The organism is Acinetobacter sp. WCHA55, assembly GCF_002165305.2.
Taxonomy (GTDB): domain Bacteria; phylum Pseudomonadota; class Gammaproteobacteria; order Pseudomonadales; family Moraxellaceae; genus Acinetobacter.
This window is the reverse complement of record NZ_CP032286.1, coordinates 2,979,171-2,991,282: the sequence shown is the minus strand read 5'-3', so window position 1 is coordinate 2,991,282 and position 12,112 is coordinate 2,979,171. Positions and strand designations below refer to the sequence as shown.

The window sequence follows — 12,112 nt, the reverse complement described above, 5'->3', positions numbered from 1 at the left end:
AAGAGGCTGAGTGTCGAAGCTTTGCCTCTCTTTATAAAAATAAGATAAAAGTAGAAGTTTATGTCTCTCGATCATCAAGCTTTTCCTGACTCTATGTATTTAGACTCTGTGGCTTCAGTTAATCAACTAGAACAAGATCGTACCCTGTTTGTCGGTGCGAAATATGAGTCTTATTATCAAGCTCAATTTGAAAAAATCATACCCAAGAAACAATATGCAGGCTTGAATATTGCCACCTTTTTCTTAGGTGTGGTCTGGTTGTTTTTTCGAAAAATGTACAGTTATGGCTTTATGGTCATTGGGTTGATTGTGGCGATAGGGGTGGTTGAAATACTTTTAGGGATTGAAAGTTCTAGTTCAAATATCGGTTTGGCCGTAGCCTTTGGAATGTTTGGGAATACCTTGTACAAGCATCATGTTGATAAGCAGATTGCTCAAATTCGCCAATTGGGAAATAGCAACGTCAATACGGAATTAGAAAATCGCGGTGGTACAAATCGCATAGCAGGTTTGATCTTCTTGGTGATTTGGCTTGGGCTGATTGCACTGGCTATTAGTGCTTCTTAATTCGTTCGTGCAAAATTAAAAAACCATCCTTGTGGATGGTTTTTTAAGGCTTGTAAAGCTTAATTCATCATTGCAATCAGCTCTTGTACCGCACGAGATTGGGTTCTGCCTGGATGCCAAACCATACCGAGTTGACGGTTCATTTCGAACTTCACATTCAATTGCTGTAGGTCTTGGTTAATCATCGTTTTTGGAAGTACTGACCAGCCCAGTCCAATCGATGCTAGCATACGAATTGATTCGAGGGGATTATTGCTCATGGTGATTTTTGGTTTGAGGTTTTGTTTCTCAAACTCTGCCAGTGTGATTTGACTGGTATAGGTTTGCGATGCAGGTAATAAACTTGGGTATTGAATCAGGTCTTCGAGTTGTAGGTTTTGCATTTGTGCCAGCGGATGAAACGGTGCTGCTACAAAAACTAAAGGATCTTCCCAAATGGTCACGTACTGCAAACGTTCATCGAGTTTGGGTGGTAGGGTTAAAAATGCCAGCTCCAAATCACCCGCCAGTACTTTTTCATGTGCTTGCTCAGAATCGACAAAGTGCACATCTAAAGTGACATTTGGAAAGCTTTGCACATAGCTACGCAAATGGCTCGGTAAGTGATGCAAACCAATGTGGTGACTGGTGCCAATTTTGAGTTTGCCTTGGACTATGCCTTGTTCATGACTCAAGGTATGGTGAATGTCACCCAGTTCATTAAGCCAGTTTTTGACTTTAGGCAGCAGTGAATGCGCGGCATGTGTGGCTTGTACACCACGACCAGCAGACTCAAACAGTTTCACACCAAAATATTCTTCTAAACTATGAATACGTTTGGTTACAGCAGGTTGCGTAATGAAGAGTTGATCTGCGGCTAAAGAAATAGAGCCGGTTTCCATGACTTTTACAAAAGCTTCGAAGGCTGCAAGATTCATAAGGATAATCTAGTTATGAAAGTATAATTTAATTATAAAATAATTTTATATGAATTGCGATCTTTAAAATGAAGGGGAGCTTATTGGATCTGGACTGAAATAAAAAAAGATCACTTGATGTGATCTTTTGGGGGAGTTGAGAGGGTGCTTGATATAAAGGTTTAAGCAGGAATATTTTCTTCGGATGTACGGCTCTTTTTCTCCCAAATACGTTCATGGAAAAAGAAGGCGAAGGCTTGCACGGTTGGTTCTAATAAGCTAAGGGTGATCGCCATCCATAAGTTACCTGTAACAAAGTAAGCCACAATCATGGCCACAGTAATGTGCATGATGTAATAGCTTAGGGTTTTTTTAAATATGCGCTGATTGTTCGCGACAAATTTCTGAATGTTCGCCATGATAAATACCCTCTCAATAATGCTTTTCATTTGTAAATAGTAATTATTATCATTAATAAAGTCAAAATGAAATTTTAATTGCTCGTGATTGGGTTTTTGAATGCAAGGTGACGTAGTCGATTACTTGAGAAAACAAGCTTCTGTAGATTTCACTGTTTAGTCTATGCATAGGTCGCTGTCTTTCTATTCACATCAACGAAGCTAGCCTTAAAAGTATTGGCCTAAATAGGGGAGATAAACCTTGCATCGCTGAGCAAGGAAATATACTGCGAGGCCTACAACAGGTTGATAAATAGGCGTATAGGGCTTGAATTAAAACCAGCGGTGAGGGCTTGTAATCTAAGGGATTGAAACGAAGAGGTATAAATTTAAAATAATTCCAAAAAGTTTTTAAATTAATAAAAATGATAAATTAGATTTATGTGAAATCGTCGTTATAATCGATTCTAATGAAAGAATTACCCAGTCCAGTGGAGTCAATCGACATGGCAGGCGAAAACCAACAAGCAAAAACATTGTATGACAAATTGTGGGATGATCACTTAGTAAAACAACGCGACGATGGCTCGGCTTTACTCTATATTGACCGTCATTTATTACATGAAGTAACTTCTCCGCAAGCCTTTGAAGGTTTACAACTTGCGGGTCGTAAACCATGGCGTTTAAGTGCGAACGTGGCAACCCCCGATCATAACGTTCCAACATCGACCAAAGAGCGTTCAGAGGGAATTGCAGGTATTGAAGATGATACGTCACGTATTCAAGTTCAAACCTTAGATGACAATTGTAAAACCTTTAATGTGGTACAGTTTGACATTAATGATGTCCGTCAAGGCATTGCACACGTGGTCGGGCCTGAACAAGGTTTGACTTTACCGGGTATGACGGTGGTCTGTGGAGACTCTCATACAGCAACACATGGCGCATTTGGCTGTTTGGCGCACGGAATTGGTACATCTGAAGTGGAGCATGTATTGGCGACCCAATGCTTGGTTCAAAAGAAGATGAAAAACATGTTGGTACGTGTTGATGGTCAATTGGGTCAGGGCGTAACACCGAAAGACGTAGTTTTAGCCATCATTGGTAAAATTGGTACTGCAGGCGGGACAGGTCACGCCATCGAGTTTGGTGGTCAAGTTTTCCGTGATATGTCGATCGAAGGTCGTATGACGGTGTGTAATATGGCGATTGAAGGCGGTGCACGTGTGGGTATGGTGGCTGTTGATGACAAAACTATCGCCTATGTTAAAGACCGTCCATATGCACCACAAGGCGCACAGTGGGATGCAGCGGTTGCGTATTGGAATACCTTACATTCGGATGCAGATGCGCATTTTGACACAGTGGTTGTATTGCAAGGTGAAGAGATTGAGCCACAAGTGTCTTGGGGCACATCGCCTGAAATGGTGATTCCAGTGACTCAAGCTGTACCAACTTTAGAACAAGCCAAAGATGAAGTGCAACGCAATGATTGGACGCGTGCTTATAACTATATGGGTTTAACCGCAGGTCAGGCGTTGGCAGATATTCAGTTAGACCGAGTCTTTATTGGTTCATGTACCAACTCTCGCATTGAAGATATTCGTGCAGCAGCGGAAGTGGCCAAAGGCAAAAAAGTGGCAAGTACCATTAAACAGGCGATGGTGGTTCCAGGTTCTGGTTTAGTGAAAGCTCAAGCTGAAGCGGAAGGCTTAGATAAAGTTTTGATTGAAGCAGGTTTTGAATGGCGTGAGCCAGGTTGTTCAATGTGTTTAGCAATGAATGCAGACAAATTACAACCTGGTGAGCACTGCGCATCGACCTCCAACCGTAACTTCGAAGGTCGTCAGGGCAATGGTGGTCGTACGCATTTGGTGAGTCCAGCAATGGCAGCAGCAGCAGCGATTGCGGGTCACTTTGTCGATGTGCGCCGTTTCTAAAATCCCCCTCAGCCCCCTTTTGTAAAAGGGGGGAAGGGGAGATTTAAAGTAATGAAATTCTTTAGGGAAAAACATGAAAAAATATACCGTTGAACAGGGTATCGTTGCACCTTTAGACCGTGCCAATGTAGATACAGACTTGATCATTCCAAAACAGTTTTTGAAATCCATTAAGCGCACGGGTTTTGGTGAAAACTTATTTGATGAGTTGCGTTATTTAGATGAAGGTTTTTTGGGACAAGACAATTCTAAGCGTCCTAAAAACCCTGATTTTGCATTGAATCAGCCACGTTACCAAGGTGCAAGCATCTTAATTTCTCGTGCGAACTTTGGTTGTGGTTCAAGCCGTGAACATGCGCCGTGGGCATTGGAAGAATATGGTTTCCGTACTGTGATTGCACCTAGCTATGCAGACATTTTCTTTAATAACAGTTTTAAAAATGGCATGTTGCCTGTGATTTTATCTGAAGAGATTGTTGATCAACTTTTCAAAGAATGTGCAGCGACAGAAGGTTACCAACTGACGATTGATTTGGATGCGCAAGAAGTGCGTACACCATCGGGTGAAGCCTTCACATTTGAAGTTGATCCGTTTCGTAAGCACTGTTTGTTAAATGGTTTGGATGATATTGGTTTAACCTTACAAGCAGCCGATGAAATTCGTGCTTATGAAGAAAAGACCAAAGCATCACGTCCGTGGGTGTTTGCTGAAATTCATGCTTAATTGAAAATTCGATTCATCTAGTGCTTGGGGCCATCTCTTGTTAATATCGAGCAAAAGAATTTTAAACGTTTTGCTACTGGTAAAGGTTGGGCTTGAACAATGGTGACGAGTTACAGTCGTATCGCTCTACTGGCATTGGTGGGAACATTAACTGCCTGCCAAAGTATGAATACGGCAAGCATAAAGCGTATTCAGGATACCCCAGCGAGTAAAAATAATGCGCAGCTTTACTGTGCTGGTACAGTGAACTGCGAGTTTGAACGATGGAATCAGATCAAAATTGTGAATGCAGACAATCATCGTGTCAGCCGTGAGGCCATTCGAGAGAAGGTCGTGCGTCTAAAACGAGATGATTTGAATGAAGCGAATGCCTTGTTTCTGTCTGTGCCAGCGGGGCAACATGAATTGGTGATTCGCTTCTATCCTGTTTCTGTCGATCGCGCTGAAACGTTGCATGTGATTCATCGTTTTAAGCCTGCGGAACGCTACACCTTTAGAATGTTCCGTGCGCGCAGTCGACATCAGGGAAGCTTGTTGAATATGTCTGCACCTGATCCTTTGTGTGTCGATTTAAAGCAAAGCCAAAGAACAATTCGTCGTTTTTGCAAACCTTACAATGTCTTAAATGGCTTGGGCGAGTTTGTAGAACAAAAACTTTAATCGTGTGAGTCAGAACTCACCAATAATGGAATATTTCATGTCTAAACATATTTTGATTTTGGCTGGTGACGGCATTGGTCCTGAAATTGTAAAAGCTGCAGAGCAGGTACTTACACGAGTCAATGATCAATTCAATTTAGGTTTAACGTGGGAACAGGGTCTACTCGGTGGGGCTGCCATTGATGCACACGGTTCGCCTTATCCAGATGTAACCGCAGCACAAGCCAAAAATGCAGATGCGATTTTACTCGGTGCGGTGGGTGGTCCTAAGTGGGACAACATTGAGCGTTCGATTCGTCCAGAGCGTGGTTTGTTAAAAATCCGTAGTGAACTCAATTTGTTCGCGAACTTACGTCCAGCGATTTTGTATCCGCAATTGGCAGACGCATCAAGCTTAAAGCCTGAAATTGTAGCGGGTCTTGATATTCTCATCGTTCGTGAATTAACGGGCGGGATTTACTTCGGTCAGCCGCGGGGGATTCGTGAACTTGAGAATGGTGAAAAACAAGGTTTTAACACCGACGTTTATGCTGAGTCTGAAATTAAGCGTATTGCGAAAGTGGCTTTTGAAATGGCGGGTTTACGTGGTGGCAAAGTCTGTTCTGTTGATAAAGCCAATGTCCTTGAAGTGACTGAGCTTTGGAAGCAAACCGTAACAGCCATGAAAGAAGCTGACTATCCAAATATTAACTTGTCGCATATGTATGTCGACAATGCTGCAATGCAATTGGTACGTGCACCTAAACAGTTTGACGTGATTGTGACAGGTAACTTATTTGGTGACATCTTGTCTGATGAAGCCGCAATGTTGACAGGCTCAATTGGGATGTTGCCATCAGCATCCTTAGATGAAAATGCGAAAGGAATGTATGAGCCATGTCATGGTTCGGCACCTGATATCGCAGGGCAGAATATTGCCAATCCATTAGCCACTATTCTTTCGGTGGCGATGATGTTGCGTTATACCTTCCGTGAAGAAGCTGCTGCTCAAGCGATTGAAGATGCAGTAGGCAATGTCCTAGATCAAGGTTTGCGTACCGCTGATATCATGTCTGAAGGTATGAGCAAAGTGGGTACTGCGGAAATGGGGCAGGCAGTTGTGGCTGCACTGAACTAAGCCAAAATAATTTGAAAACGCAGCCATCCGCTGCGTTTTTTTATGCCCAAGATTTAATAACCTTTGCAGGCTTTACCTCGATATTGAATTGATTGCGCAATATTATCTTTTAATAAGAAATGGACTTGGCACTCTAACTGCACATCATAAAAAGGTGTATGTGTGGGAATAGGAATCGCTCCGATACTGCTGTCGCTACGCATAGAGGGCATAGGGGTTGGAATTTGAATCCGTCGGACAATGGTGTAACTCAGTTGGTTTGGTGTTTGAATTGGTGCACCTAAGGTTTCATAACCGAGTTGATGTAAGTTGAGCTGACGCCGAATGCTCGATACATCTTGGCCGATATATTGTTCTAAATAGTCGGGGAGTGCAATTTTAACGGGTGAAACGACGGTCTGGTGTTTCGCAGGAGAGCTGCTACAAGCTTGAAGGAGTAGAAAGCAGATGGAACTAAAGAAACTGATAAGAAAGGGCTTCATGATCATCCCCTAAGCAGAGAGAGACCCTTTTAGTATTGTATATCTGAACGTTCGTTTGAGTATGTTTCGAGTAATTTGAGATAAACGGTATGTAGGCGACTCAACATAACGCAGCCGTTAACACGCTTGGTTGACGTAGTGAATAGATTCCACAAGATCATCATGCAGCCTGAACCCACTTTTACATTTCATTTCAATATTCAAGCTACCGCTGGAAGGCATCGGAATGGGCGCGCCCATACTGACACTGGTTCCAAGATTGGGGGGCCATCGGAATAGGCATATTAGTTAATAGAGTGTAGGTCAGTTCCTCAGGAGGTATGTACAGGAGCACCGAGTACTTTATAGCCCAGGCTATTGAGGTTGAGTTGACTTTGAACTTGATCTGACGATTGTTCGATATGGTTTAGTTGAACTGAGTTTGGCTTGTTGTGGCACAAGCAACACATAGCATTGGGAACAGTGAAATAGCGAGCTTCATTGAAGTCGTCATTATTATTGTTTTGGTACCTTCAGTTTTTTTGTTTTTAGTTATAGTTTTATTTTACTTGAAATGTAGTTGATTCATAATGTTTTAGTCTAAGCACAGACATTAAAAAAGCCACTTAAAAAAAGTGGCTTTTTCGCTTCGCTAAAACTTAGCGCGCACGATAAGTGATACGACCCTTAGATAAATCATAAGGTGTCATTTCTACTTTAACACTGTCCCCAGTCAAAATACGAATATAGTGTTTACGCATTTTACCAGAGATGTGTGCAATCACTTCATGACCGTTTTCTAAACGTACACGAAACATAGTATTAGGAAGCGTCTCGGTGACAACGCCTTCGAACTCGATGAGTTCCTCTTTATTGGCCATAGCCTACCTGAATGAATAAATTGGAAAGGCGCAAATTATAGTCAATTTTTTTGCATAAAACAAGGCGGAATGGGCGGTTGCCTGATCATCTGTCAGTAAAATAAGCGAACGAGAGGAATAAATATTTTCAACAAAAAAACTATATAAGTTGTTGTCAGTTCGGTCAATCGCAGTTAATCTAATTTTAATGTTTTATGTATAAATGAAGAACATACAAGGAAGGTTCTAGCGTGGGTCAGCTAACGGATGCATCGGTTGTATTGCGATTAGGCTACCAAGCGATTCGTCGTTCAGGGTTGCCAACAGAAGAAATTTTAACAAAGGCTGGTGTTGCACTAAATCAGATGGAAACCAATGAGCGTACGCCTTTGAGCGCACAATACGCTTTTTGGGTGGCGGCAGAAGAGGTCAGTCGCGATCCAGACATCGGTCTACATTTGGGTGAAAATTTGCCTTTATACCGTGGTCAAGTAATTGAGCATTTGTTTATTTCATCTGAAAACTTTGGTGAGGGTTTGAAGCGTGCTTTGGCGTATCAGCGATTGATCAGTGATGCCTTTCATGCCAAGTTGGTGGTTGAAGATGATCGTTGTTATTTGACCAATGGGGAACAACCTTGGGCTGAAAATTTGGTCAATCGACATTTTTCTGAATGTGCGATGTCCGGTATTTTACGGTTCTTTAAATTTATTACTGAAGGGCGCTTTGAACCGATCTATATTGATTTTAACTTCAGTAAAGGCGCGTTTGATGATGAGTATTTCCGCGTATATGAATGCCCTGTCAGTCTAGGGCAAAAAGAAACCCGCTTATATTTTGACCCAAGTATTTTGGCTTATCCGTTATGGCAGGCAGAACCTGAGTTATTGCAATTGCATGAGCAGTTAGCGATTGAAAAACTTCAAGAATTAGCCCGTTATGATTTGGTGGGTGAAGTGCGTCGTGCCATTGGCTCTACCTTAGAAAGTGGTGAAACCACACTTGAAACGGTGGCTTCACAGCTCAGTATTACCCCAAGGCGTTTACGTACACAGCTGAGTGAGGCGAATACTAGCTTCCAGCAAATTTTGTCTGATTATCGCTGCCGTTTGGCGAAAAAACTTTTGGCCAATACGGCTGAAAGTGTAGAGCGTATCGTGTATTTGACTGGCTTTTCTGAGCCAAGTACTTTTTATCGTGCGTTTAAACGCTGGACCAATGAAACCCCTGTGGAATATCGAAAGCGTAAGCAGCGTTAAGAAATCCTTCCTAAGCCCCTTTAAAAAAGTAGGCTAGGGAGAGGATTCAAAAAGAAATTATTCAGGCATATTTAGCCAGTGTGGCCCAAGCGGCTGCTTAGGTAGCTTAAACTGCGCTGGATAGTCGACATGAATGAAATACAGCCCATCAGGAGGGGCTGTAATACCTGCGGCTTTGCGGTCTTCTGCTGCGAAAATCGCCTCAATATGTTCGACTTCATACATACCTTGACCAATTTCCAGTAAGCAACCCATGATATTGCGGACCATATGGTGCAAGAAGCCATCGGCCTGAATGTCGAGTACCAAATAAGGACCATGTTGAATCAAGCGACAATGGCTGACATGGCGCACAGGTTGATTGGATTGACATGCGGCTGCACGGAAGCTTTCAAAGTTATGAGTGCCTTCAAACTTTTGCGCGGCTTGCATCATCTTTGCCACATCTAGCGCATAATAGGCATGTGTGACTTGTTTATGCATAAGAGCAGGGCGTTGCGGGTGGTTATAAACAACATAACGATAACGACGTGCCTGCGCTTTGAAGCGTGCATGAAAGTCTTGATCCATTGCTTTGATCCACTGGATCGAGATATCTTTTGGCAGTTGGCTGTTACTCCCCATTAACCAACCGCGCTCTGAACGAAGTGCCGAGCTATCAAAGTGTGCCACCATATTGGTGGCATGGACGCCCGCATCGGTACGGCCTGCACCATGTAAGCTAATCGGTTCATTGGCAATTTTAGAGAGTACTTTTTCAATCGTCTCTTGTACGCTGATCACACCTGTTTGTTGGGTTTGCCAACCACGATAGTGTGTTCCACAAAACTCAATGCCGATCGCAAAACGTTGCATATGTACCTCAAATTAACCCAAATCATGCCAATGGCTGAAGCGTGCTTCCGCGCTGGGGTATTGTAAATACATTTTGAGGGCTTTGGCATACAGATCTGCATGCCCGAGGCAATCACTGACAATTATTTTGGCTTGGGTTGTCCAAGCGGCGACTGCATAGCGCTGATCAATATGCCCGAAAGGGACTTGGGTGCTTAAGATAACAACACAGCCTTGTGTGTAAAATTCATCGAAAAGTGCTATCAACTCAGCATTCACAGCTAAATTACCCGTTCCAAAACCTTGCAAAATGAGGAAATGTGGTGGCGCAGAGAGCAAATTTCGCAAGTTTTGAACTTGTTGCACTAAAGCAACGGGTTGCATCATCAGATTGAGGCAATTGAACTGTTGGGATTGTTCTACATCATCTGTTTGTACAATATGTGTTTTTAAGCCTTGTGGAATCGGCTGTTCAGCCATGATGCCTGTAAAAGCATCTAGTTCTGTGGTATGGCGTTTTAACGCGGTTTGCGCATGTAATATCTGTTGATGAAAAGCCAGATACACTCCGACAGGATGTTTCATCACCGCATCTAAGGCAAAATTCAAATTACTAATCGCATCGCTAAATTCACGGGTGTCAGTTCCGTGTACATTGAGTAATGGATATTGGCTACCTGTGAAAACCACACGTGCAGAGTCTGCAATAAAGTGTGCAGCGACGGCACTGGCATAGCTTAAGGTATCGGTGCCATGAATCACGACAAAATGCTGGAATTGTTGCAGTTGTAAGTGTTGAATCTGCTGAGTTAGCAATAACCAGTCTTCAGCCGTACAGGCGCTACTGTCTTTAATAACAGGTGCAATGAAACATTCAATGTCGAGATGAATTGGCAAGACATGTGTGAGCTTGGGAATAAACTCTTCGGCAGGCATTGGTTGTAAGGGTTCGCTAATACAGCCAAAGGTTCCACCCATATAGATAAGCGCAATTTTTTTCATTATAAAAAAGCAGTCGGTGATGACTGCTTTAGTTTAAAACGAAATGGCTTAGGATGCTATGCGACTCAGTAACTGTTCGACTTGCTGACGTTGTTCCGTAGAGTAATTTGGTTCTTGTTCAACCAAAATTTCACGTGCAGCTTCGAAAGCGCCGAGTTGAATGTATTGCTCAGCCAATTCAAGGTTTAAGAGTATTTCATTGACTTCGCTCAATTGAGGGAAAGACTGCACCAGAGGATCGCTTTGGTCCACTGTATAGGTAGGTGCAGTAGACTCTAGGCTCAAGTTGAGGCTTGGCGTAACAACGGCTGGTGTTTCTTCTGCTATCGTTTCACCTGAACTAATCGTATCGAAAGAAAAAGCAGGGATGTCTTTTGCAGCTTCCGTCTTGGATTTGCTTGAAAAATCAAATGTAAATTCAGGACGGTCATCTGCAGGATGCAGTGAAGTTTCTGCATCTGGCGTTGTTGTCGGCGCTGTGTCGAGATTGAACGAAAAATCTAAAGGTTGGATGTCAGCTGCAGCGGTTTCTGCTGGTTGTGCAGGCTTGCTTTCTAAAGAGAGTGAACCGAAATCGAGCGGTTTAAGTTCTTCAGCAGGTTTGGCTGGTTCTGCTGTTGGTGTATTTAAACTAGAGATATCAAAATCTAAGTCTTGAACTTCGATGCTCGGTTCAGGTTGAGCTGTTGTTGCGGTGGTAAATGCTGAGGTATCAAAATCAAGCGGTTTAATGTCTTGAATAGGTTCAACAACAGGAGCCTGCACAGCATTATTTGATGACATCAGGGCATCAAAGTCAGCGGTATTGGTTGCTTCTACAGGTTTTGGTGTAGATGGTGCAATTTCAGTTGGTTTAAACTCAATCGTGTCACGGCTATTTTGATGTAATTGATCGTAATCCGATTTTTTGGCTTCTGCTTGCACCAAAATATCATCCAGTTCTAAAGAACGTAAATGATTCAGTAGTTGGCTGATAGCAAACTCATCTTTTTGGAGCAAGTGAATATCGAGCAGCAGTAAATATAATTCGTGTTGTGAGTTGTCTTTATTTAGGGCTTGGTTGATTTGCGCTTCAGCTGAGAAGAAATTGCGGTCGCGAATTTGACCTTCAATTTTATTACGTAGATCTGTAGCGAGTGGTGTCGTAGCTTTTTTAGCGACAACATCTTCAACGACTTGAGTTTGTTGCGGGGATTTTTTAGACGAACTGGTTTTTTTGGCTTTGTTTTTTGCAGCAACCGCTTTTTGAGTTTTTGGTTCTGCTTCTTTGCTCGCCTCACGCTTTTTTAAGACTATGGCAACAACCAATAGTAAGATAAATGGAATCACATAAATAAGCATGTTTTACCCCTTTTGAACTTGTCTTTGTGCAAGTTCATCCAAAATCAAATAAT

The 12,112-nt window shown here is 42.6% G+C and carries 13 protein-coding genes; 6 read left to right on the top strand and 7 right to left on the bottom strand.

Annotated features, from left to right (window positions below):
* Positions 1–60: 60 nt before the first annotated feature.
* On the top strand, positions 61–567 hold the full coding sequence (locus CDG62_RS17175; RefSeq protein WP_087527685.1) for a DUF2628 domain-containing protein: 507 nt from the start codon (positions 61–63) through the stop codon (positions 565–567).
* 59 nt (positions 568–626) lie between these two features.
* On the opposite strand, the gene CDG62_RS17170 is transcribed toward CDG62_RS17175, so the two are convergent.
* Both CDG62_RS17170 and CDG62_RS17165 read right to left on the bottom strand, forming a co-directional pair.
* Positions 627–1,484, bottom strand: a complete 858-nt coding sequence (locus CDG62_RS17170; protein WP_087527684.1) for a LysR family transcriptional regulator — start codon at positions 1,482–1,484, stop codon at positions 627–629.
* A 161-nt stretch (positions 1,485–1,645) separates the two neighbouring features.
* Positions 1,646–1,882, bottom strand: coding sequence for a DUF2061 domain-containing protein (locus CDG62_RS17165; protein WP_087527683.1), 237 nt, complete (start codon positions 1,880–1,882; stop codon positions 1,646–1,648).
* A 485-nt stretch (positions 1,883–2,367) separates the two neighbouring features.
* Here CDG62_RS17165 and leuC point away from each other — a divergent pair, with 485 nt between their 5' ends.
* From leuC to leuB, 4 genes are all read left to right on the top strand, one after another.
* A complete protein-coding gene (gene leuC / locus CDG62_RS17160) occupies positions 2,368–3,801 on the top strand; it encodes a 3-isopropylmalate dehydratase large subunit (protein WP_087527682.1) in 1,434 nt (477 codons plus the stop codon).
* Between the two features lie 73 nt (positions 3,802–3,874).
* Entirely contained in the window at positions 3,875–4,525 is a 651-nt protein-coding gene (leuD, locus tag CDG62_RS17155; protein ID WP_087527681.1) for a 3-isopropylmalate dehydratase small subunit, read from the top strand.
* A 99-nt stretch (positions 4,526–4,624) separates the two neighbouring features.
* Complete coding sequence (locus CDG62_RS17150) at positions 4,625–5,185, top strand: hypothetical protein (protein WP_087527680.1); 561 nt, start codon at positions 4,625–4,627, stop codon at positions 5,183–5,185.
* Positions 5,186–5,222: 37 nt separating this feature from the next.
* Positions 5,223–6,302, top strand: coding sequence for a 3-isopropylmalate dehydrogenase (gene leuB, locus CDG62_RS17145; RefSeq protein ID WP_010325845.1), 1,080 nt, complete (start codon positions 5,223–5,225; stop codon positions 6,300–6,302).
* 53 nt (positions 6,303–6,355) lie between these two features.
* On the opposite strand, the gene CDG62_RS17140 is transcribed toward leuB, so the two are convergent.
* Together CDG62_RS17140 and infA are read right to left on the bottom strand one after the other, a co-directional pair.
* The gene (locus tag CDG62_RS17140) at positions 6,356–6,784 is read right to left on the bottom strand and encodes a hypothetical protein (RefSeq protein WP_087527679.1); all 429 of its coding nucleotides are present in this window, start codon (positions 6,782–6,784) and stop codon (positions 6,356–6,358) included.
* A 638-nt stretch (positions 6,785–7,422) separates the two neighbouring features.
* A complete protein-coding gene (gene infA / locus CDG62_RS17130) occupies positions 7,423–7,644 on the bottom strand; it encodes a translation initiation factor IF-1 (RefSeq protein ID WP_004692529.1) in 222 nt (73 codons plus the stop codon).
* 230 nt (positions 7,645–7,874) lie between these two features.
* Between infA and CDG62_RS17125 the strand changes: the two genes are divergently transcribed.
* On the top strand, positions 7,875–8,882 hold the full coding sequence (locus CDG62_RS17125; RefSeq protein ID WP_004692528.1) for an AraC family transcriptional regulator: 1,008 nt from the start codon (positions 7,875–7,877) through the stop codon (positions 8,880–8,882).
* Positions 8,883–8,939: 57 nt separating this feature from the next.
* Here the strand turns inward: CDG62_RS17125 and truA are convergent, their stop codons facing one another.
* Genes truA through CDG62_RS17110 form a run of 3 tightly spaced genes read right to left on the bottom strand, consistent with a single transcriptional unit; the run spans position 8,940 to position 12,059 of the window.
* Positions 8,940–9,737, bottom strand: a complete 798-nt coding sequence (gene truA, locus CDG62_RS17120) for a tRNA pseudouridine(38-40) synthase TruA (protein ID WP_087527678.1) — start codon at positions 9,735–9,737, stop codon at positions 8,940–8,942.
* A 12-nt stretch (positions 9,738–9,749) separates the two neighbouring features.
* Positions 9,750–10,718 (bottom strand): asparaginase, encoded by a 969-nt coding sequence (locus CDG62_RS17115; RefSeq protein ID WP_087527677.1) that lies wholly within the window; start codon positions 10,716–10,718, stop codon positions 9,750–9,752.
* Between the two features lie 48 nt (positions 10,719–10,766).
* A complete protein-coding gene (locus tag CDG62_RS17110) occupies positions 10,767–12,059 on the bottom strand; it encodes a hypothetical protein (protein WP_087527676.1) in 1,293 nt (430 codons plus the stop codon).
* Positions 12,060–12,112 lie beyond the last annotated feature (53 nt).